18 protein-coding genes and 1 pseudogene are annotated in these 23,412 nt (G+C 47.1%); 4 read left to right on the top strand and 15 right to left on the bottom strand.

Annotation, left to right across the window (positions count from 1 at the left end; translation table 11 throughout):
* Positions 1-3: 3 nt before the first annotated feature.
* Positions 4-105: an IS3 family transposase gene (locus J7E78_RS30075; RefSeq protein WP_397330602.1), complete on the top strand. Its 102-nt coding sequence runs from the start codon at positions 4-6 to the stop codon at positions 103-105.
* Positions 106-361: 256 nt separating this feature from the next.
* Here the strand turns inward: J7E78_RS30075 and J7E78_RS20610 are convergent, their stop codons facing one another.
* The 11 genes and pseudogenes from J7E78_RS20610 to xylA form a co-directional block, all read right to left on the bottom strand.
* Complete coding sequence (locus J7E78_RS20610; protein WP_215077979.1) at positions 362-2,344, bottom strand: collagen binding domain-containing protein; 1,983 nt, start codon at positions 2,342-2,344, stop codon at positions 362-364.
* Positions 2,345-2,507: 163 nt separating this feature from the next.
* On the bottom strand, positions 2,508-3,635 hold the full coding sequence (locus J7E78_RS20605) for a transglutaminase domain-containing protein (RefSeq protein ID WP_215077978.1): 1,128 nt from the start codon (positions 3,633-3,635) through the stop codon (positions 2,508-2,510).
* Between the two features lie 198 nt (positions 3,636-3,833).
* Complete coding sequence (locus J7E78_RS20600; protein ID WP_215077977.1) at positions 3,834-6,227, bottom strand: YcdB/YcdC domain-containing protein; 2,394 nt, start codon at positions 6,225-6,227, stop codon at positions 3,834-3,836.
* A gap of 228 nt (positions 6,228-6,455) precedes the next feature.
* The gene (locus tag J7E78_RS20595) at positions 6,456-7,382 is read right to left on the bottom strand and encodes an alpha/beta hydrolase (RefSeq protein WP_311517728.1); all 927 of its coding nucleotides are present in this window, start codon (positions 7,380-7,382) and stop codon (positions 6,456-6,458) included.
* 169 nt (positions 7,383-7,551) lie between these two features.
* Positions 7,552-8,178, bottom strand: coding sequence for a bifunctional 4-hydroxy-2-oxoglutarate aldolase/2-dehydro-3-deoxy-phosphogluconate aldolase (locus J7E78_RS20590; RefSeq protein WP_215077976.1), 627 nt, complete (start codon positions 8,176-8,178; stop codon positions 7,552-7,554).
* 151 nt (positions 8,179-8,329) lie between these two features.
* Positions 8,330-9,196, bottom strand: a pseudogene (locus J7E78_RS20585) (MFS transporter); the annotation flags it as partial.
* Between the two features lie 87 nt (positions 9,197-9,283).
* On the bottom strand, positions 9,284-9,682 hold the full coding sequence (locus J7E78_RS20580; RefSeq protein WP_215077989.1) for an RrF2 family transcriptional regulator: 399 nt from the start codon (positions 9,680-9,682) through the stop codon (positions 9,284-9,286).
* A gap of 183 nt (positions 9,683-9,865) precedes the next feature.
* Positions 9,866-10,936, bottom strand: coding sequence for a glycosyltransferase (locus tag J7E78_RS30070; RefSeq protein WP_215077988.1), 1,071 nt, complete (start codon positions 10,934-10,936; stop codon positions 9,866-9,868).
* A gap of 1,070 nt (positions 10,937-12,006) precedes the next feature.
* Positions 12,007-12,723, bottom strand: coding sequence for a glycosyltransferase family 2 protein (locus J7E78_RS20570; protein ID WP_251035161.1), 717 nt, complete (start codon positions 12,721-12,723; stop codon positions 12,007-12,009).
* Between the two features lie 220 nt (positions 12,724-12,943).
* On the bottom strand, positions 12,944-14,437 hold the full coding sequence (gene xylB / locus J7E78_RS20565; protein ID WP_215077975.1) for a xylulokinase: 1,494 nt from the start codon (positions 14,435-14,437) through the stop codon (positions 12,944-12,946).
* 443 nt (positions 14,438-14,880) lie between these two features.
* Positions 14,881-16,197 carry a xylose isomerase gene (xylA, locus tag J7E78_RS20560; protein ID WP_215077974.1) on the bottom strand — a complete coding sequence of 439 codons (1,317 nt, stop codon included), beginning with the start codon at positions 16,195-16,197 and terminating at the stop codon, positions 14,881-14,883.
* A gap of 198 nt (positions 16,198-16,395) precedes the next feature.
* On the opposite strand from xylA, the gene J7E78_RS20555 reads away from it, so the two are divergent.
* Positions 16,396-17,562, top strand: coding sequence for an ROK family transcriptional regulator (locus J7E78_RS20555; protein ID WP_215077973.1), 1,167 nt, complete (start codon positions 16,396-16,398; stop codon positions 17,560-17,562).
* Between the two features lie 146 nt (positions 17,563-17,708).
* The gene (locus J7E78_RS20550; protein ID WP_017692236.1) at positions 17,709-17,906 is read left to right on the top strand and encodes a hypothetical protein; all 198 of its coding nucleotides are present in this window, start codon (positions 17,709-17,711) and stop codon (positions 17,904-17,906) included.
* A 139-nt stretch (positions 17,907-18,045) separates the two neighbouring features.
* Here the strand turns inward: J7E78_RS20550 and J7E78_RS20545 are convergent, their stop codons facing one another.
* Positions 18,046-18,276: a glutaredoxin family protein gene (locus J7E78_RS20545; protein ID WP_036668031.1), complete on the bottom strand. Its 231-nt coding sequence runs from the start codon at positions 18,274-18,276 to the stop codon at positions 18,046-18,048.
* 62 nt (positions 18,277-18,338) lie between these two features.
* Positions 18,339-19,280, bottom strand: a complete 942-nt coding sequence (trxB, locus tag J7E78_RS20540) for a thioredoxin-disulfide reductase (RefSeq protein ID WP_036606934.1) — start codon at positions 19,278-19,280, stop codon at positions 18,339-18,341.
* Between the two features lie 255 nt (positions 19,281-19,535).
* On the opposite strand from trxB, the gene J7E78_RS20535 reads away from it, so the two are divergent.
* Positions 19,536-20,267, top strand: a complete 732-nt coding sequence (locus J7E78_RS20535; RefSeq protein WP_215077972.1) for a ZIP family metal transporter — start codon at positions 19,536-19,538, stop codon at positions 20,265-20,267.
* Between the two features lie 123 nt (positions 20,268-20,390).
* Here the strand turns inward: J7E78_RS20535 and J7E78_RS20530 are convergent, their stop codons facing one another.
* Both J7E78_RS20530 and J7E78_RS20525 read right to left on the bottom strand, forming a co-directional pair.
* A complete protein-coding gene (locus tag J7E78_RS20530; protein WP_215077971.1) occupies positions 20,391-21,200 on the bottom strand; it encodes an alpha/beta fold hydrolase in 810 nt (269 codons plus the stop codon).
* A gap of 133 nt (positions 21,201-21,333) precedes the next feature.
* Positions 21,334-23,349, bottom strand: coding sequence for a heavy metal translocating P-type ATPase (locus J7E78_RS20525; RefSeq protein ID WP_215077970.1), 2,016 nt, complete (start codon positions 23,347-23,349; stop codon positions 21,334-21,336).
* Positions 23,350-23,412: the final 63 nt, after the last annotated feature.

The raw sequence follows: 23,412 nt of genomic DNA, 5'->3' as shown, positions 1-23,412 counted from the left end.
GATATGTACAGCGCAGTCCGTCGTTATATGCGCTACTACAACAACTACCGTTACACGGAGTGTTTGGGCGGCTTGTCTCCGAACGAATACCGAAGAGCTGTATAACAAGAAAGATACCTTAGCACGTCATCCGGGCTAAGGTATCTCAATGAACTAATTTTTGTTTTTTTAACTGTCTACTTTACAGGGAGCGGTTCAGGTTTTGTTTTGGGTCGGCTTCCCCCTTCGAACATTTCTGTACGTCCTTTCGTCCCTGTCCATATTTTGTATAGATCCGTAAGTAGAATAGAGAAAGGTATACTATTTTTTCTAGGACAACGGGAGTTGATGTATAATGAAAAAATTCTCTATCCTGCTCGTTCTACTGGGCACCCTGATCATCAGCTTGCCTTTCCTGCAAATTGTAGTTTACATCGATTGTCCAGGTGATCTTTTTATCTTTGGCGCTATACTCCCCCTTCTTGTTACCATTTTGAATCGTGTAGTCCTGAGGTTTGACCACAGCAGATTTCGTAATCGCAGTCTGTTGTACATCAGACTCTTCCCAATCGATCTTGGCTGAGTTGCGATATTCATCATCCGTTGGCATACCTGCTGTCGGATCAAAGCTTGTCTTATAAGTAATAACATGCTCCGTACTGAGCGTGACGCCGTCCTTCAAGCGAAGTGAGAATCCTTTTTCATACGTTGGATCAGCCGGGTCCGGAATCAGTTCAAAGTCGTCTTGGTTAACACCGCTCACTTGAAGACTACCCGGAATCAGTTTCATATGTCTGCCTTCGTAATTGTCGGTGATGACGATCTCCGTCATGTCCTGCAAATCACGGTTCAACACCATCTGCCATTCGATTTCTTTTGTGTTGAAGTTTTCACTTTTTACACTCTTTGCAAAAATGACTTCCTGAATGTCTCTTCGGCCTGTTTTGGAAGTACCATCATACATGTTAACTGTGTTCGTAATGGTGTCGTTTGTATAAACACGATGAATGGATTGTGTATCATATTCAATCTCATAGGCCTTTGTAATATCGTTCTTAAAATGTAATCTGAAGCCATCATCGAACCCTGTACCCATCGCTTCAATTGTGTATTCATTCGGATTGATCAGTGTTCTGTTCGAAGCCGCTCCACTTGCATTAATGTCCACTTGATACACGTTGACGGAATGGTTGATCAGTTGCTGTTTTGCCGTATCAAAGCGGTCTTCAATCCATGCATTCGTTTGCATGATTTCTTGCTGATTGTAGTTATATTGCACTTTCCATGTAATCGTCTGTGTCACCGGATCATACACACTATCTTGCCCTGACTTGTTCAAGGGCTCATTAAAACTTACACGAACTCGGCCAATATCTGTTTCGTCGTGCTCGCTCTGATCCGTTGTAAGCGCAACCTCGTTTTGATACTCCACGTTGGTGAACGGAGCAGTGGTTGGTGCTTTAACACTTGTCGTATAGGTTACACGATATGCCTTATCTGTGTCTCCCAATACAATTGGAAACTGTGGTTCCGTTTGAACTAGTGGACCTTCTTTTACAGATCCATTCAATTGCACTTCCAATTCGCGAATTTCGATATTGCCCTTGAGTTCAAGGTTTGTTGGCAACGTATCTGTAAGAACCGCATTTTTCATAGCCTTCTCGCCTTGGTTAAAATCTACCGTCCATTTAATTTCGTCCGAGTTGAAGTTGTCTTTGTTTGCGCTTCCCGATTTCGTCAACTTATCTATGGCTGTGTTGGCAAAATGCACATCAATGATGCCCTGCCCTGCGGAACTAAAGTCTATCTGTTGTTTCAAGCCATCTTCCATCTTGCTCTCATCGAACTTGATCCACACGTAGAAGTTGCCTTCCAGCTTCGCATGCTCGATCAGTTCATTAAAGGTAAAGATGATTGTGCCATCTGGATTCACCACATACTCCCCAACACCGCCATCCAGATTACCCTTAAGCTGCGATCCGATGATGAATTTATCGGGTAAGTTAAAGGTGAACGTAGAGCCATCGCTGTAGTTGTGGTTGTCATCTGCAAGTCCCCATGTAAAGACTACAGCTACCTCATCCTGAATGCGTGGTCGAATATCCTCGATTTTATCTCCTTTGACTTCAATCGTGCCATTCCCGTTGTCTTCTGGTTCCTGATTGTACATCTGCACACTGGTAATCAATTGATCTGTAATTACCGAACCTGCCAAACCTTCTTCTGATGCTGTATCGCTGATTGCACTGGCTGGCAAATTAGTTGATTCATCCTGAGCATGCATGGTTGGTGTAAATATCCAACCCTGCATCATTTGCGTGACCAGTAACAGAGCAATGATCACTATGCTCACTTTTTTCCTCATTGTTTGCATATCCTCCTCGTACGTAGTGTTGGCATACGCCGAAGATTAGAATAGCAAAGCGACATATACAAAAAATAGACAACACTAAAAACTCGTTTTTGAACACAAAATTGAATGCAAAAAAGGATACTCCTCAAGCGGAGCATCCTGTTCAAAACGATTGTTATAACATCCAGTTAATTTTGACGCGCAGATCCGTAGTACCTTCCATTTTGGACACATAATAAGATATTGACTTCATGCCAAGCTGGTACAAATCCTGCAAATCTTCAATCAGTCCAGCCTCCGTACCCTTGTACCTGAATGTCAGCGAGGTTCCGCCTTCCTTCAGCTTACTCTGAACTTTGGTCTTCAGCGCAGCATGGCCTTTAACCGCATCCTCTTCATCATACAGGGAATAGTCCAGAGCATGGTACAGCTTCTGATAAGCGGCTTTTTTGCTATCTCCGGCCTTCACCAGCTTTAATAAAGCTTCTCGATATGGGGCGGGCGCAGCGGGGTACTTGCTTTTGCCTGTCCAGATATGGTCACGTGCCATCTCATCATCGCTCAGCAAATAATAGCTGTGGCTAACCTTACCTTTGCGGTCAGGGGTAGGATCATCCCAGGTGGTGTCCATGTGATACCACTTGCCGTCCAGGTTCACGATATTCCAGGCATGAAGCTGCCCACCTGCTGTACCTTCCACAATTCGATTATCGATACCAACTCGCTCCAGCATCCGATAGGCCAGCAATGAGTATCCCTGACATACGGTACTGCCTGTAACAAGCCCGTCGTAGGCCGTATATTTCTTGAGCGAAGTATCGTAGGAAAGGTTAAGCACAATCCAGTCATGAATGACCTTGACCTTCTCATGATCCGTCATACCTGGTTTGATGATTTCTTTCAACACATTCGTGACTTTACGATTCACAAAATCGGTCTGCTCCTTGGTCTCCCGATAGGAGAGAGTCACATGCACCTCGGCCGACACATTGGAGCCTTTATAATTAAATGCATAACTTTTAACGGTATATTGGATATAGGGGTCGCTCTTCATTGCCTCATCGATGGAGGTTTGTAATTGTTTTTTGAGGTCTTTCACATTGCCTTTGTATGTAAAAACAAGTTCCTCCGTTCGCTGTGACATTGCGGTAAGCAAGGTCTGGCGCAAATCTGTTGCCGTGGATATATCTGATGTCCCTGATGCAGCATACAGTTGATCAAGATCAACCGTACGTGGTAATGCTACAGCAATCAGACAGCCTGCCAGCAGTATGGTGATAATTCGTTTCCCGTTCTTACCCATGAAAGGAACCCACCCTTCTTTGCAAAGTTCTCACGCCTTATTGTATCACAAAAGGCTCTGTCGTCATTGTAGTTTTGTCAAAGCAAATCAAAAGAGACCTTCTATGGAAGGTCCCCTTGATCTTCAGTTCAATGAATCACGATTACCTGTTATCTTCATCCTATGATTCGCTTGGGCATGATATGTGTGATTCCTAGTCTAATACAGGCGATTACCACTCATAAACGTATCTGTCTTACCTTGAAGCTTCGCCAGCCGTTCCAATACCTGTGAAGCTTCGGCAACCGTCACTTTGCGTGCAGGCATGAATCGTCCTTCAATCGAAGGAAGTAATCCCAGCTTCAAACTCAGGGAAACCGCTCCCTTACTCATAATGGCACTGGCATCCGCAATGTTGGGAAGATCCGATGGCAATGTATAGAATCCGGCCAACTTCTCATAGCGTAAAATACGTACGAGCAACACTGCCAATTCTTCACGTGTCATCTCTTCCTGCGGATTCAAATTCTGTTCAGGGTCCGCTCCGGCAAGCCAGCGCTGATCGATTAATGCCCGAACTGCCTTATAATACGCACTGTCAGGCGTCACATCAGCGTATAACTTGTCATCTCCGTCCCCACTGTAGTACAGATCCATATTTGGATTAATCGCTCTTGCCAGATAGTTAAACCAATCTCCTCGGGTGATCACACGATCCGGGAATACACGTCCCTGCTCATCAGCAAGCAATACGCCATGCTGTGTCATACTACGTAGAGCTGCTTCGGCCACATGACCCAAGATATCCGTAGGTTCAGCCTTGGTTGCAGAGCTTGTGTCCCCGTATAAAAGCTTCCACTCTCCTGTGTTCGCATCCAGCGCTTCATAGTTGCCATAGATCGAATTCTCATCACGTGTAGGCATATAAGCAAGTTTCACCCCCGCTGGGATGACTTGACCACCGTTCCTACCATATCCGCCATAACGGGAATATGCCAGGATCAGCTTGAACTCCTCCAGATAGAGCGCCTTGGCCTCTTCGTAACTGATAGCTGGCTTAACATCTGCCGGCAATTGTTCAGGTGTTGCCGCAATACGCGTATAGAACTCGTTAATCGTCCCGTTGTTCAGCACCTGTACTTGTGCCGTATCATCCTTAACCGGAATTCCGTTCAGATAACGCTGGAACAAAAATGTGCGAGCATCGTCCACCTCAATCACGTTAGTCAGCCGGAACTGCTCCGTTGCATCTGGAACTAACGCAATCACCGTGTTCATTGCCAGTTTCTCAGCCTGCTTCCGCGTTACCAATTTGCCTGCCTTCTCCTCAGCCGGCTTCTCCAGTTCCATCTCCGGTCCCATTCGTTGCATCATCGTATAACTGTAGATCTGCCCGGTAACTGCATCTACCTGTGCTGAGATATCCCGCATGAACATATAGGACATATTGGCACTTCGATCACTCCAGCTCAGACTCCATACCTGACTGTTCGGACTTGAGTAATATCCCTTGCTCAGCTGGCTATGTTCCAGCTTATAACCCTTGGGAATATCAAAGTTCGTTGCGACCCGATTGGCGGCCTGCTGAACATTCAACCTCGTACCATTGGCCGGAACAAAAGGAGTTACATCACCTTTTAACTTCGTATCCTGCTGCAAAGAATCTTCATCCACAGCTTTACCTGTTAATGGATTAATCCGTTCCAATGTATTGGCTTCAATCGGAACGATACTGATATTTTTGGGTGTATATGCAAGGTAATACTGCTGACCCTGTTTGGAAGATAGACGATCTTTGGAGATATAAGCCAGTTCCACATCGAACTGTTCTTCAAACTGCTGTCTGGCCTTCTCTTCTGAAGCTGCCGGTTTCGATGAGGGATACTTGGCTTCGGTAGTACCTCGCGAGTAACCTGTCACCAAACCACTTTCATCCACATTAATGTAGACTGTCTCTGCGTCAGATAACAATCCGTCATGTTTTAACTGGTACCCGTATCGGTACTCTGTTCTGCCAAACAATGACTCTTGTTCAATGGAAGAATACAGATCTCCAAGCGGAGCATATTCATTGTCCTTAAGATCTGGAATCGCTTGGTACAACAGTGCCACGGCCTTTTCTTCAGCTTCAGCTTTGGTTAGCTTCACATCTGATTCCGAGACATGTTTATCCAGAATATCCGACGGCAAATGTACACTTAACACTTCCCCTGTGCCTGCATGTACAGTTCCACTGAATCCCGCCGTATGATTGCCTTGTGTAATCTGAAACCCGATCTCCCATGCCTTGTAGTCTGGCGGTGGATAGGAATTAGGTGAATCGAATCGTGCAGATGAGATCGTTGCCTTTTTTAACAATGGAAATAATTTTAGTATATTTTCACTGGCTTGCCTGGATGAGATTTTCGCTCCCTCAGGCACGTCATTGCTCGTTGCGTCTAGTTGTTCATTTTCCCCCGTTGTCGCTTCGGTCAACTGCTCTGCTTGCGTGGCTGATGCACTGCCTGCAAAACCTAGTGTTTGCGAAGCAAGCAGCAGTGTTGCCATCGCTGCGGTTGTTGCTTTGGTTGCGAACATTTTCAAACGTAGATTAATCTTCCAATTCAAACTCAAATCTTGACCTCTCCCTTCAATTTCATACAAAGAAGCATAACAAATAACCTCGCATGAATATTGCCAGTCTATTCTATGATACCATAAGCTTCCTTTTGAATGGTTGTTTTCCGGGCAAATTTACAAATGTGAATTTCTGCATATTGCTAATAACAGCAAAAAAAACGCCAACCACGTTGGCGTTTTCTCTGTTAGCCTGCACTCTTATGTAGGCTGATTCTACCTGGTTCAACTGCTCGCAATAGTGGAATTGTCCGACTTCGGCCGACCTTGGACATGGGTATGCAAGAATGGAATAACGGTATCCCAAAAGGCCGGGTCTTCCTCGGAACAACTGTGTCCTCCGCTGTTGACCCATAGATGTTCTACGGGTGGATCGGCTTTGGACATAAAATATTCAAGCTCACTCGGGGGAATGAAATTATCTCCCTTGGAGTGCACCATAAGCATCGGCAGTTGCATCCCCCTGCGCCGTTCATTCAGCATCATCACCGGATCACGCTGACGATAGGATTTCAGAGATTCACCCAGTCGCCAGAACCAGATTCTCGGAATTAACTGGGCCAGTGGAAACAGGGGCAGACGCCGGCGTCTCAGCTCTGAACTGACGATTACCTCAAATTGCGATGGCATCGAGTCCGTAATCACTGCTGATACAGGAATTCCTTCCGTCACTGCAAGAATCGTGCCCAGTCCACCCAAAGAATGTCCAAGCACTCCGATGGCATCCGCATCAATCTCTGGTCGTGCAGTCGTATACTGCAATGCCGCGAGCAGATCATCCCGGAACAGGTAGGCAGATGCAGCACGAACCAGATCGCTGGCCCCATGACTACGCACATCATACATAAATAAGGCATATCCTGCTTCCCAGATCGGACGTGCATAACGAAGAACACGGGAGCGATTGGAGCCCCAGCCATGTGCAATAATAATGAGCGGCCATGGTTTCGGAATGTCAGCTCTGGCCGGAATGAACCAACCATGCACCCGACCTCCCCCACTGTCAAAGGTCACATCCTCAAACGGCATTGGGGGTGTGAGTGTGATTGGAATCTTCTTGGGCGTCTGGCTCTTCACCGCTGCCTTCCATAATCCACCTGCCGTTACTGCGGCCACGGCGAGCATGCCGCCTATCATTGTTTTAGCTTTCACAGGGCATCTCTCCTTTCCGGCTTCTGGCACACCTCCATCATAAAACAATAAAATGAGCGGCACATTAAATGACATCGGTTTTTATGATAACGATTGATTCAAAAATCATCTAAAGGCACCTTCATATATATATCCAACTATATATAACCCTCATCTGGACGCTGGAAGCCTAGGCTTCAGCTACCTCCACAAATCTCCGTGTACAAGCTGCAATCTGCTCATGATCTCCTGCGGCAAGGGCTTCTCGTGGTAACAGTGCACTTCCCAGACCTACTGCAGCAGCCCCTGCTGCATAATAATCAGCAATGTTCTCGAGTGTGGCGCCGCCTGTTGCCAGCAGTGGAATATGATTCAGTGGCGCTTTGATCTCCCGCAGATATGGAATGCCCAGGCTCGCCATCGGAAACAGCTTCACAACTCGTGCTCCCGCTTCATGGGCAGCGACAATCTCCGTGGGCGTCATGGCTCCAGGCCAGATCTCGACACCATGTTCTACAGCATATTCAATGACAGACAGATCGACATTGGGAGACACCAGAAACTGTGCGCCTGCAGCGACCGCTTCCTTGGCCATCTGCACATTCAGTACCGTGCCGGCTCCAATATAGGCTTCACCCTCATGTCTCTCACGCCAGTCTGCAATAATATCATGTGCTCCAGGCGTGTTTAGTGTGACTTCCATCAGTCGGATGCCACCACTCGTCATGCCTTGTCCAGCTGTTACCGCCGGTTCACGGCTAATACCGCGCACAATCGCGACCAGTCTCGATTCCAATAATACTTCCGTCAGATTCATATACAGTTCCCCTTGCTTCATCAATTCGGTAGCCGAAGACAGGCAATCATGGTCACCGCTTTTCCGTTATTCATTATTGTAAAGCATATCCTCCTCTGGATGAAATACATTAATCCAATATTCACTTCTTCCTTTTATCAAGACATTGAATTTAACTTGGCTTTGTAGTCAAACTGAAGGAAACAAGGGCAATGACCAACGCCAACAGCAGAACCATACCACCAATCCACCCCAAATTTTGAACGGAATAGTATTTCACAACCACACCTCCCAATCCGGCACCGAAAGTCATACCTATGTTCATTACTGCCGTATTGTAACTCAGGACTGTTTCAGAAGACTGTGGTCTCAATGTTATCAAATAGAACTGATTCGCGGGCGTTGTTATCCAGGCAGCTGTGCCCCAAAACATGATGGTCAGAAGAATACCTATTGTGGAACCTGCTGTGATTGGCAAAATAAAGAGAGCTCCAGCATGAATAATCAAACTGATTGGAATCGTGCGAACAGGTCCCCATCGATCTACCGCATAGCCGCCAAGACGGGAACCTATGAATGCAAATACACCCAATACAAGTAACGCTGTGCTAATCATTTCTATTGAAAAATCGGCTACTGAACTTAAAAGTGGAGCGATATAAGCAAATACCATGGTGTAGCCCAGAATCCAGAACACAATCGTTAATAATCCGGTGATGACCTTTTTATCTTTGATAATCAACAATTGTTGCTTCAGGGAGAGAGACGGGTTACCCTCCATTCGAGGAATAAATCTGTACAACAGCATGAAATTAATAAAGGCGATAATTGCAATCATAATATAAACATAGTGCCAATCCATGTAGGCAGCTATGAAGGTACCAATCGGCACTCCTAATACTAACGAAACGGTGAATCCTGTGATGACAGTTGCAATGGCGCTACCCTGTTTGCCAGCAGGAGCTAGTCTTGCAGCATAGTTCGTGGCTAGGACAAAATACAGACCACCACTCATGGCCAATACGATGCGGGAGAACATAGTGAAATCTTTTGGATATATTTGTTTGTTGTGATTTATAATAGATATAAGAGACAAATTATATCTATTATAAACGAAAAAAAATACTTAATGCATCATTGATATTTTACGGGCAATCGAAGATAATTTTCGATTTTTAAGCACTTCTTCCATCTGGCCTTCGGCAGTGATCATCGTTTCTTGAATTAAGCATCCCTGTTTATGATGACAGCAATCAAACAGAGAGACTGTACCCTCAATGGCCTGTATGATATCCAAAAACGTAAGATCCTCCCACTTCTCTTGAAGTGTATACCCGCCATGGGCACCAGAAGAAGAATGAATCATCCCCTCTTTCGTCAATTTGGTTAAAATCTTGGACAGATATGTGGGTGAAACATTCTGCCACTTCGAAAGCTGCTGCACACCCACAGGTTTATCTGAATTGGATGCCGCAAGAAAAAGCATCGTGTGCAGGGCGTAATTGGTAGCTTTGGAATACTTCATCATCTCATTCCCCCTCAATAAAAGACTTAATATATCTACAATAACCCCTTTAATGCAATTACGTCAATAACCCCCTCTCATAAAAGTGGCACATTGCGTCCACTCCTTCATCAGAGGAGGCTCTTGTCACAAACAACTGTTCCAGTAATATCTCTACCTACAGTTCCGATCTATATGCGCGCTTTAGGCATTTTCCAATACGTTATCCTTCTCCAAATCTTTAAAGTATCGATCGTTATATAACATGCTCGGATGTGTTGGATGATAGGCGAGTGCGATATCATTATGTTCCCGGGCCTTGGCACGGTTACCGATCCGGTCATAACACACACATAGTTGCAGATGCGGCATCCAGGTCCAGGCTGCTTCATTCAGCACCACCATAGGATCATCAGGACGTACAGCACGAGTGGCCTGTTCGTACCAGAACAGGGCCTTGCGATAATCTTCACGGTCGGCAAAATAACCACCCAATCGACAGCAAATCTCGGCTCTTGGCAAATCATAGGCAAATGATCGGAACAACGCCGTGACCTCCTGTTCCGGATGTTCAAGTGCAGCTTCACAATCCGCCATTTTCTGGCAAGCAGCGATCTGATCTTCCACCCAGCCCAGCCCGGTATCCAGAAACTTCTCATAGTACTTCACCGCATCCTCATGCTGTCCATGGTCCTTCAGTTCATTACCGAAATAGTACAAGTCACGCGGCCCGAATTCCTCTCCGGCCTGTTCCCTTTTGCGATAGATCCGCAGATTCCGATCGGTATACTCCTTATCTTTCTTGTGGGTAACCGCTATATCACTATGCAGCAGATTGCCCGCCACAGCCAGATATTCATGCACCGCGCCAATCCAGCGAAATTGTCGATCCCGACGCACCAGACGATTCCGGCGCAGGCTGTAGGCTACCTTGCCATCTGCTGTGAAGGACAGATTATAATCCATCGTGACACTATCAACCTCCGGGTCCAGCGAACGTTTCAAGGCAATCAGTTTCGCCCGATCTTCCGGTTCAAACACATCGTCGGCATCCAGCCACAGAATATATTCACTCTTCGCCTGATCGAAGGCATAGTTGCGTGCTGCTGCAAAGTCATCCACCCATTCAAAATCAACGATACGATCCGTATATCTGGAAGCGATCTGACGAGTGCGATCCGTTGATCCGGTATCCACGATTACAATCTCATCGGCAATGCCGTTGACCGAGTCCAGACATCTGGCGAGGGAAGCTTCTTCATTTTTCACAATCATACACAAGGTAATACTGATCGTCTGATCGCCCCGTCTGGCTCTGCGATTATAAGCTGCTACCCCTGGGAGTTCAGACAAACGATAGATATGGTAAGCCGGTAAATGTGTATCAACGAACAAGCGAAAACCAAGTGCCTGAGCACGAATGCAGAAATGACGATCTTCGCCCCAGAAAGATACGTTCGGAATCTGGTCATATGAAACTCCAGCTGCCAGAACATTTTTGCGAATAAGGGTACACGCCCCTAGCCCTCCAACTTCATAACAACCCGGGATCCGCAGTTGAGTTAGAAAAGCAGTCGTTTGCGTGCCCTCGTCCTCCGCCTCGGTTCCGTCTAATGTTTTGCCACCGCGGCGATACAAAGCATACTCATCTTGCAGCCATACCTGTGGCATTTCCCTGGCATCCGGCTGCCAGCGGGTCCAAAAGATATTGGATACAATGTCTTTGCCACTCGATACAAGTTGCTCCAGCGTCCGCGGATGCAGCACCAAGTCAGAATCAATCAGGAAAACCGCATCGTAATGATTGTCGCGTGCATATTGCAATATGCGATTTTTCAAACCGGCTACACGCCAAATCTGCTCATCCTGCCAATAGTGTCCTCCCTCATCCTTGGTGTACACCCCCTTGTTGTCAGGACTACCGCTGCCATGTTCATCTGCTTGAATAACCGTTCCCTCATGCTGAAGCACAAATTCACGCAATATATTCGATGCGGCTTCTTCCACGTTATCGTCTACAAAAAGATAATCCGTCTTCACTGTTGTTCGTTCCAGTGCATGCAGAGAATCCAGAAATTCACGGAGCACCGGAGTTGTCTGGCGAACCGGGCTGGCGATCAGTATTCTTTCCTGACTTTGCTGCTGAAGCTTTTCTGATTGACGGGTTTCTTTCAATGTTGCAGAACGTCTGGACGGTCGATGATTATTCTGGCTCTCTTTCTGATTCTCATTTTCACCCTCATGTTGCTTCTCATTCTCTTGTGAATTCAGTTCTATTTGAGGTTGGGATTCTTCTTGTGATTTGCGTAACGGGTCTTTCTTCAACGTGCTCACTCCCCCTCTCCTTATTCGAACCATGCCAACAGTCGTGGCTCTTGATCCAATATCGATTCATACTGTTCCTTCCAACCGTATCTTGCTTCAGGGTCCAGTGCTTGATAGCGTTCATATTTGCGGATGCGGTCTTCTTCCCGCGCCCAACCATAGTGCTTCACCCGGGGAGCATGACATCCATAAGACCAATGCTGGATCGTTAACGGAAAACGACCGCAATGCTGGGGGGTCTCCTTCCATTCATAGTTCATCCCCGGGTGATAACGAATCAGAAATGGCCGATAATAGGCATGCGCCTGCCAGAACTCATCTTCCCGGTAATGCGTCTCACTCCACATATCAAACAATCTGAGATAGATCGCATCTTCATTGCCACTGAGCAGCAGATCCCGCACCACCCCAAAGTCACTGGTTAGAATCTCATCCGCATCCAGATTCAAAATCCACTCCGGATTGGTCGCCACCGTCTCTTCCCATTGTTGTTTTCTCAGGCTTACCTCGTCTGCAAAACGTGAAGCAGCGTTCTCCACTACTACGAGTGGAATACCGTCCAGAAGTTCCCTGCACAGCGCGACTGTTCCATCCGTGCTTCCGTCATCAATGATTACAGCGCGATCAATCCAGGGACGATGTGTCTCCAATGCCTGCCTGAGATACCGATTCTCCTCATTACGAACGATCATCGACAAGGTAATATGTGGTCTACCATATTCCTCATGTCCATCCAAAGCTTCACCCCCATGCTCAAGCTTCTACCTATTAAAATGTCGGACACACGATGCCTGGACGAACCACAATCCTCTATTTCCAATCTATGCAGAGCCGGAATACAGATATGCAGGCCGATTAAACCTTTCATGGGGTTAATCTTGATGAACGACAAAAAAGCACCCGCCTTCGCGGATGCTTTTAAGGTAATCACAAGATTAATGTAGTGAAATAAATGAATTAACGGTATTCAGCCAAACGATCATTGAGACTACGTGTCTGTCCATAGACTTCCTGGTACAGTGCGAACAGTCCATCATAAACGGCAACCGTTTCCGGGTTCGGCTCATAGGACTTCGCTGGACGAATAAACGCCGTTGCACATTCCTGCAAGGACGGGAACCAGCCACAGCCATAGGCAGCCAGCATTGCTGCACCCATCGCAGGACCCTGTTCGCTCTCCAGCTTCACAATCGTGGCGTTAAAGACATCAGCCTGCATTTGCAACCAGGCTTCGTTCTTGGCACCGCCACCAATGGAGATGACTTCATTAACGGTTTTACCTGCGCCACGCAGAATATCAATGGACTCGCGCAGCGAGAAGGTAATGCCCTCCATCACCGCACGTCCAAAGTGCTCCAGCTTGTGTCCTGCATCCATACCGATGAAGCTGCCACGGATATTCGCATCGGGATGAGGGGTACGCTCCCCAACGATATATGGTGTGAACAACAATCCGTTGCTGCCCGGCGGAACCTGATCAATGCCCTGTAAGAGCACATCAAATGATTTGTCCGCTGCAAACGTATCCTTGAACCAGGACAGGCTGTATCCTGCAGCAAGCGTTACACCCATAATATAGAAGGCATCCTTCTCCCCGTGATTAAAAAAGTGTACTTTGCCTTCGAAGTCGAGATCTTTGCGCTCTTCGTAGGAAAGCACAACCCCGGACGTCCCGATGCTGCACATCGTCTGTCCTTCACTCAGAATGCCTGCGCCAATGGCACCACACGCATTATCCGCGCCACCTGCATATACTTTCGTCGCAGCCGCCAGACCCGTTTGATCTGCAATCTCAGGCAGCAACGTACCCACTTCCTCAAACGATTCCACAAGACGTGGACAAAGGGAGATCGGCAGCTCGAATGCTTCTGCAATCTCGTTGCTCCACTGCTTGCCTGCAACGTTCAGCAGCAAGGTACCCGCTGCATCCGAATAATCCATAGCGTAATCCCCGGTCAGGCGATAACGCACATAGTCTTTTGGCAACAGGAACAAGGATGCTTGCTGTAACAATTCAGGCTCGTTCTCCTGAACCCACAGAATTTTCGGCAAGGTAAAGCCTTCAAGGGCACGGTTCCGGGCAATGCTTAAGAGCTTGCCATCCAGTACTTTTTCGATCCGACGGCACTGAGCCGTAGTGCGTGTATCGTTCCACAGGATTGCATTTCGCAGCGGTTTGCCTCCAGCATCCACCAAGACCAGTCCGTGCATCTGACCGGAGAAGCTCAATCCGTCGATTTCCGAAGGCTGTACACCAGACACTTCGAGCAATTTACGCAAGGAAACAATGGTCTGCTCTACCCAATCTTCGGGATTTTGTTCACTGTATCCGGCCTTGGGCTGGTATAACGGGTATGCCTCGGATGCTTCAAATGCCACTTTTCCTTCACGATTGACCAACACGGTTTTAACCGCGCTGGTTCCAAGATCAACACCGATTACGTAACTCATAGGTTAACTCCTCTCGTTTATCACAGGTTATATCCACGAAAGATCCAAGTAAGCATGAAAGTCACTCCGTGATCAGAAAACCCTTGGATCGCCGTTACCCCCAGATTTCCTTTAATCCCTTTGAAAAGGGAGAAATCCGGGGATAAATGCGCACGCTCCGCTTCCTCGGGTCCTTTCTGCTCACTTCGTTCTGCATGCATGATCCTGGACACACATGGATATGAAACGAGTAAAACGTACTCGTTCTTATAGTAGAAAGATTGATCCAATGACCTTGATTCGTCATTGGTTATAAATGAAACCTTGATGCTCATGTGGTCACTTGTGCATGATCGGCTCAGGTATCAAAAAACCGTCCCCGTCTTCCCAAGGGAAAGTCGGGGACGGTCCGAATGTCATGCTTGTTCAGGCGTTCCATGGTACAAGCTAAACTTAATCCGCTATTAGTCAGCCAAGATGTACTGGTTGAGTTGTGCTCTCAGCAATTCCTGACGTCCGGATTGGTTTTTGCGTGGGTTTTCATTGTTGAGCGCGTACTCAGCAAGGGAAGCCAGTGTTGCTTTACCTGCAACCACCTCTGCACCAATACCTTCGCTGAAGCTGCTGTAACGTTTTTCGATGAAGTCATCGAATACGCGATCTTCGATCAATTTCGCTGCTACTTTCAGACCTTTCGCATACGTGTCCATACCTGCGATGTGTGCCAGGAACAGATCGTCAGCTTCAAAGGAACCACGACGTACTTTCGCGTCAAAGTTCACACCACCACGTCCGATACCGCCGTTTTTCAATACTTCATACATTGTCAACGTAGCGTCGTACATATCAACAGGGAACTCGTCCGTATCCCAACCGATCAACATATCGCCTTGGTTCGCATCGAGGGAACCGAGCATGCCGTTTGTACGAGCAACGCGGATTTCGTGATCGAATGTATGACCAGCCAGTGTAGCATGGTTCGCTTCCAGGTTGAGTTTGAAGTGTTTGTCCAAACCGTATTTTTGCAAGAAAGCAATGGAAGTTGCTGCATCATAATCATATTGGTGTTTCGTTGGCTCTTTTGGTTTAGGCTCGATCAGGAATTGTGCATCAAAGCCAATTTCCTTCGCGTAGTCTACAGCCATGTGGAACATACGAGCAATGTTGTCTTGCTCCAGTTGCATATCTGTGTTCAGCAATGTGTCGTAACCTTCACGACCGCCCCAGAATACATAGTTTTCAGCGCCCAGGCGTTTACCAACTTCCAGACCTTTTTTGATCTGTGCTGCAGCGTGAGCATACACATCTGCGTTGCAAGTGGAAGCTGCACCAAACATGAAGCGTGGGTTCGAGAACATGTTCGCCGTGTTCCAGAGCAGTTTTTTGCCGCTGGATTTCATATGGTCTTCAATCAGATCAACGATTGTATCAATGTTGCTGTAGAACTCGCGCAGGTTGTTGCCTTCTGGTGCAATGTCCACATCGTGGAAACAGAAGAACGGGATATTCATTTTTTCCAAAAATTCAAATGCCGCTTCCACGCGTACTTTCGCAAGGTCAAGACCTGAGTATTTATCCCACGAACGAACAGCTGTCTCCGCACCAAACGGGTCACTGCCGCCTGCAGTTAATGTATGCCAGTAAGCCATGCCAAAACGGAAATGTTCTTCCATCGATTTGCCGGCTACCACTTCTTCCGGATTATAATGTTTAAAAGCAAAAGGATTCTTGGAATCTTTACCTTCGAATGCAATTTTATTAACGGATTCAAAATAGGCCATGTGTAAAATGCCTCCTCAATAGTTTTAAGAAATCGTTTACACCGTTATCCTATCACATCGAATATACTTTGTCTATTGGTTAAACAAAGTAAAATAAAATTGTTTTTTACATGTTTGTTTACGCTATAATAGTCGAATAACTTGTTTCGGATGTGGGTCAGAACCCTTTTATCAGAAGAATAGGAGTGCCTTAGCCATATGAAAATTACCGGAGACCAGATGCTGGTCAAAAAAATAAACAAGTCGATCGTTCTGGATACGATTCGGCGCCATGCCCCTCTTTCTCGCGCGCGAGTGTCCGAGATTACGGGGCTGAACAAAGCAACGGTATCCAACCTGGTGGCTGATCTGATCAGTGATGATTTGGTGCAGGAGATCGGCCCTGGTGAATCCAGCGGCGGACGTAAACCACTCATGCTGCTGTTTCGAGGGACATCAGGCTATGCAGTCGGTCTGGAACTCAGTGTGACCCATCTGAAAGGCGTGCTTACAGATCTGGAAGGACACATCATTACAGAGTACGCAGTGACCTTGGAACATCATGATGTGTCATCTGTACTGGAGCAATTGAAATTGGCAGCAAAACAGCTCATTGAAGCAGCTCCTCCTTCCCCTCATGGAGTCATTGGTATTGGCATCGGCGTGCCCGGCATGGTCGATGAGGTAGGAACCGTCTTGTTTGCACCCAACCTGGGGTGGGAGAAGGTAGCTCTGCGCTCGATGCTTGAAGAAGAATTTGAACTGCCTGTAACGATCGATAATGAAGCCAATGCTGGTGCTCATGGAGAGTTGAATTTTGGGGCAGGTATCGGTGTCCGTCACATGATCTACATCAGTGCAGGCATGGGGATTGGTTCAGGCATCATGGTAGATGGTGAATTATACAAAGGCGCATGGGGCTACGCAGGGGAAACAGGCCACATGTCCATTGAAGCGGAAGGTCTGCCCTGTTCCTGTGGCAATCGTGGTTGCTGGGAGTTATACGCCTCGGAAAAAGCCTACGAGCACCCGGACCATCAGCTAAAATTACCTGCTCATACCACACGAGAGCTTATTCATCATGCGGAGCAAGGCCACGAGACTGTTCAGGAATTATACAACACGATTGGACGCAAACTGGGGATTGGCATTACCAATATCGTTAACAGTTTCAACCCGGAACGAATTATCATTGGTGGCCCACTTTCTGAAGCAGGTCCCTGGATTGAAACGGCGTTAAAACAAGTTGTCGAGGAACGTACATTACCTTATCACCGCCGCAGTTTGCAGATTGAATGGGCAGCTCTGGGCAGCCGTTCCACCCGCGTTGGTGCCGCTTACTCTGCAATTTCCCAGTTTCTAGGAAAAATCAGGGTTTCTGTCTAATAACAGATGAAAATTGACATCATTTTGCCCCATTTCCTCCCTTTTTGTTAAAGAAATCCAGATGTATAATGGGGTTATGTGATTTTTGTCATGGCTGTGTGAATACAGCTGTGTTAATCCGATAACGAAACGGAGTGAAAAAAAGCGTGACCTACGTGGATACTTCAGATATCTCGGCGCAAATGTTTGTCACCGTCCTCCTGTTCCTGATTGTGCTTGCGCCCCTGTTCAGCCTTGGCATACTCCGATTGTTTCAGAGCAAAAAGAAGGCTGGTTTCATGTACATGCTGTCAGGATTGCTGGTGTATGTTGTATTTCAGACTTTCATGAGTATTTTTTTCTAAATCATATTCTGCGTTTGCACAAAAAACCGTACCCTTCCGGGTACGGTTCTTTCTATATCCTAACGGCTCGCGAAAACCGGAACTGCATATGACTCGAAAATTTCTTTCAACACATGATGATCCAGATGATCAGCCTGATTTAAGCGTCCAATGCTTTCGCAAATTGTGTTTTGTTCATACCCAGAATGCGGTGTTCACCAATTACAGTCAATGGCACGGCACGTACGCCCATGTCCCATACTTGTTGTGCAAATTCATCGCTAGTTTCGATGTTGCGCTCCTCATAAGAGATACCTTTGTCAGCCAGGAATGTTTTTACGGATTTGCAGTTTGGGCAGTTCGTTGATGTATATACAATTACGTTTTCCATGTTTAATTCACCTCATATGAATTTATATTAATCTATAGTTTGTTTAGGATCAGCTCATTTTATTACAGAACAACTGCGCTGTGCTCCAAGCTTTCGATGTATTTCTCTGTGTCCATAGCAGCCATACATCCGCTACCTGCAGCTGTAATCGCTTGTTTGTAACGTGTATCCTGAACGTCACCACATGCGAATACGCCTGGGATGTTTGTCTCGGATGTACCTGGTGTAGTCAGGATATAACCGTGTTCGTCCGTAGTGATCTGTCCGCCAAGGAAACCAGTGTTTGGTGTGTGACCAATGGCTACAAATACGCCGCTTGCCGGAATCACTTCTTCTTCACCTGTTTCGTTGTTCAACACTTTTAGTCCAGTTACGCCATTGTCGCCAGCAAGCACTTCGAGTGGTGTACGATTCAAAGCCATTTCTACTTTTTCGTTGCTGCGTGCACGATCCTGCATGATTTTGGAACCACGCAGTTCTTCACGACGGTGTACCAGCGTTACTTTGGAACCGAAACGCGACAGGAAGCTTGCTTCCTCAAGAGCAGAGTCGCCACCGCCGATGACGATGATTTCTTTGTTACGGAAGAAGAATCCATCACATGTTGCACATGTGCTGACACCGCGGCCTATATTCGTTTCTTCGCCAGGGATACCGAGGTATTTAGCAGTTGCGCCTGTGGACAGGATCAATGTTTCCGATACGAGTTCACCCATACCTTCAACTTGAATCTTGAATGGACGCTCGCTCATGTCGATGTTGTTCACCCAGCCTGTGCGGAATTCAGCACCGAAGCGCTCAGCTTGTTTACGCATGTTGTCCATCAGTTCAGGACCCATAATACCATCAGGGAAACCTGGGAAGTTCTCCACTTCAGTCGTTGTTGTAAGTTGGCCACCAGGTTGTGGTCCTTCAATAACGAGTGGGTTCATGTTGGCACGTGCCAGATAGATTGCTGCTGTCAGCCCTGCAGGGCCTGTTCCGATAATAATTGATTTATACATGTATAGTTCCTCCCCCGGGTTCTGCAAAAAGGTTAGACCCTCCGGCATCAAAAGCTTAGGCTTTTGCATACACTAGAACGAAAGCCCACATCATGTCCACAAGACCTGCCTATGATATGACAATGGCCCTATGCAGAAACGGAATTCTAATTTATAATCATTCTAATCTGTTGTTCATTATGATCTCTTTTATGTACGGTGTCAATGCTCGGCAGCGATTATGAAGAAGTCTTCATCAGGAGGGAAAATCGAAGCATGAACGATGCACTCATTGGCAGTTTTATATCAGCCATGTCTACCGGCCTAGGGGCCGTACCGATTCTATTTATGCGTAAAATATCGCACCGTCTGCGTGATATATTGCTGGCATACGCCGCAGGTATTATGACCTCAGCCTCGGTGTATAATCTCATTCCGGAAGCGCTTGGCCAATCGAACCTTTTTGTACTCGCATTTGGTATTATGCTTGGTAGCCTGGTGCTACTGGTGCTGGAAATGAAGATCCCACACGTCGATCTGGAGAATCCAGAGAAAATGCCTTTTAAAATTGAAGCCAAAGCTTTCATGATTATTGCAGCCATCACCATGCATAACTTGCCGGAAGGGTTATCTGTTGGCGTCAGCTATGCAAGCTCGGATGAGAACCTCGGCAATCTCATTGCCTTTTCCATCGGATTGCAGAATGCGCCAGAAGGATTCCTGGTGGCCCTCTTTCTTGTGAACCAGAACATTGGCCGCTTCAAAGCGCTGGGTATAGCCACCCTGACTGGAGCAGTAGAGATTATTACAGCTATGATTGGTTACACCTTGAGCAGTCTTGTAGCTGGTCTTGTGCCTTATGGTCTGGCCTTTGCAGCCGGTGCGATGATGTTCATCGTTTATAAGGAACTTATTCCCGAGAGTCACGGCGACGGCAATGCACGTGTAGCGACGATGTCCTTTTTGCTCGGACTAATCACGATGATTGGTCTGACCGAACTGTTTTAATTGAAGACTAAAGAACCCGAGCGAACAGTCCAAAACTGTCGACCGGGTTCTTTGTTTAGCCACAAATGAAGATTCCATGAAATTACTGGGATCGTCTGTCAGAGGTATTGCGCCCTCTCCTGATCAGGATTGGATGAAACGAATCAGTTCGGAATTGAATTTTTCCAATTCATCATAGAATGCACCATGACCGCTCTCTTCAAAAGCAATCAGTTGAGACGAGGCGATGCCTTGGTGCATCTGCTCGGCGAATTCAAACGGACAGATCTCATCTTTTTTCCCGTGCAAAATGGCTGTCGGCACCTGAATCGAACTCAGGTCACCTCGCAAGTCCTCATCCCGCAACGCAATTGCACTGCGAATGGTACCATAAGATGAAGCTTCCATGCCGAGGGCGTGGAACCAATCCATGAACGGCTGGCTGTGTTTCTTCGCGAAGAACATGCCGCCAAATGTCTCCAGCAACTTCGGACGATCTGCAAAGATGGGCTCAATGATCTGCTCGTTCAGCTGCTCTGGGGTCAATCCATATGGATAACCTTCGCGCTGTGTGAACACAGGGGCTGCAGCAGATAACAAGGCCAGCTTGGAGACACCATGTCCCTTATGGCGAGCCATATAATGTACTGCGATCGCTCCACCCATGGAGAACCCTGCGAGTACCGCATCTTTCAACTCCAGCTCATCAATAACGGCACGAACATCATCTGCCATGCGATCATAATCATATCCTGTGGAAGGTTTATCCGATAAGCCATATCCTCTAAAATCTATCGCGATGGCACGAATGCCATGGTTCGGAAGTACGTTCAATTGGTATTCAAACATTTTATAATTAACAGGCCAGCCGTGCAAAAAGACAACCGGGGTGCCTTCGCCAATATCTTCAACATATACTTTTACATTTGGTTCCACTTGTACATAACGTCCCATATTTCACAGCTCCCTTTATCCTCGAATCGTCTCTTCCAATCATTACCCGCTGACCCAAGGTTCAAACGTAATCTGTTCAACCAGCCGCATACTACCAGCGAAACCAATTAGCCATTTTCATCTCCAAATCTGATTACCGTAGCAGCCTAAGTCCATTCAGAATAACCAGTATTGTACTGCCTTCATGACCTACCACACCCAAAGGCAATGCGACATCCTGGAGGAAGTTACCCGCAATTAAGGCCAGAATAACGGTGATGGCAAAACACATATTCTGCTTCACCGTACGCTGAGCTCGACGAGCCTGCCCAATCACCCAAGCGATCTCTTCAATATTGTCATTCATCAGTACCGCATCAGCGACTTCCAGTGCAGTCCCGCTACCCGATAATCCCATCCCCATACCCACAGTAGCTGCTGCAAGTGCCGGTGCATCATTGACACCATCCCCTACCATTAACACAGGACCATACTGTTTGCGGAGCGCTTGAACCTGCTTCACTTTATCTTCAGGCAGCAAATCTGCATAGACCATGCTTACTCCTGTTTCACGGGCAATTACAGAAGCTGATCTGGCTCGATCTCCTGTTAACATGGCAACTTTCACACCCATCGCTTCAAGCTTTCTCACTGCAGCTGCTGCCTGTGGCCGTACCGTGTCCCGCATCGCGATCAGACCGACTAATTCACCATCAGTCATAACAACGGATATGGTTTTCCCCTCCCCCTCAAGACGGGAGCATACATCGCCCCACTCAGAATATACCTTCACATGGTTAACACCATGTTCATCTGGATCACCAACGTTGCTGTCTTTCATCTCCTCTGACTGCATCGATTCCATTACGTTTGTTTTGCCAATGCTCCAGACCACACCTTTTATAGTTCCTTCGATACCCCAACCTGTTAGAGCCTGTACGTGCTCCGCTTCCTGAAGTGTAATGTTCTCCTTGTTCGCCTGATCTACGATGGCACGAGCCAAGGGGTGCATAGAGATGTTCTCAATTGCCGCTACCGCAGCTAACAGCTGGGCACGATCTATATGTTCAGCCGTAATAATATCGGTGACTTGCGGGGTGCCCATAGTCAATGTACCTGTTTTGTCAAAAGCCACGACCCGCGTGCGAGCCATATTCTCCATATGGGCACCTCCCTTGAAGAGAATGCCACGGCGGGCGCTACTGGACATCGCGGACAACATAACAGGCATGATGGAAGACACCAATGCACAAGGCGAAGCAACAACCAGAAATACCATCGCTTTATAAAATGCCTCATTCCATGTCCAGCCAAGCAGCAGTGGAGTTCCTGCAATCACAAGTAAAGTCACCCCTACAACAATGCGAGCGTATATTCCTTCGAACCGCTCCATAAAACGCTGGGAATCCGGCACTTCTGCCTGCGCTTCTTCCACCATTTTAATGATTTTGCCGAACAGTGACCCTTCAGCCGATTTGGTAACCTCTACGTATAAGGCACCCTCCCCGTTTACCGTACCTGCATAGACTTCATCCCCTACAACTTTGTCCACAGGCAGGGATTCTCCGGTGATGGATGACTGATTGATAAAAGAACTCCCCCGGTACACGACACCATCTGCTGGGATGAGTTCTCCCGGTTTGACCAACAGCAGATCACCCGGCTGCAGATCATCAATAGCCACGAGGTTCATCTGTCCATCCTCAATACGCAGGGCAGTCTCCGGCTTCAACGCGAGCAACGATGAGATATCCTTATGACTGCGCTCTGTCGCATAACTTTCCAACGCACCACTGAGTGCAAAAATAAAGATCAGCATCGCGCCTTCATTCCAGTAACCGATGGCTGCTGCCCCAAGGGATGCGGCAATCATCAGCAGGTTTACATCCAGATCACGGTCCTTGACCAGTGTCTCGATACCTTCCTTCGCTTTGGTCCAACCGCCAACGGCATACGCCACAATGTAGAGCATGATGGATAAGGTAGCCAAATACGGTGCAGTTCCCCAGGCAATCAGCATCAATAGCCCGCTGCCCAATGCTGATTGCATCTCTTTATTCTGTATCATGGCTCGAAAATCAGGCTTCTTACCCCGATTGGGGCCGGGTGTTTGGGATGAGCGTTGTTCTGCTTGTTTCTGTCTGTGTAGAGGTTGATGTATCGCTTGCATATAAATCACGTTCCTTTCGAATGGTAGGTTTACGGATAGTGATGTGCTCAAGTTCCGCTTCCA

This window comes from Paenibacillus polymyxa (assembly GCF_018614975.1).
Lineage (GTDB): Bacteria > Bacillota > Bacilli > Paenibacillales > Paenibacillaceae > Paenibacillus > Paenibacillus polymyxa_E.
Note: the sequence above shows the minus strand (reverse complement) of the source record. Positions and strands in the feature narration are given on the sequence as shown.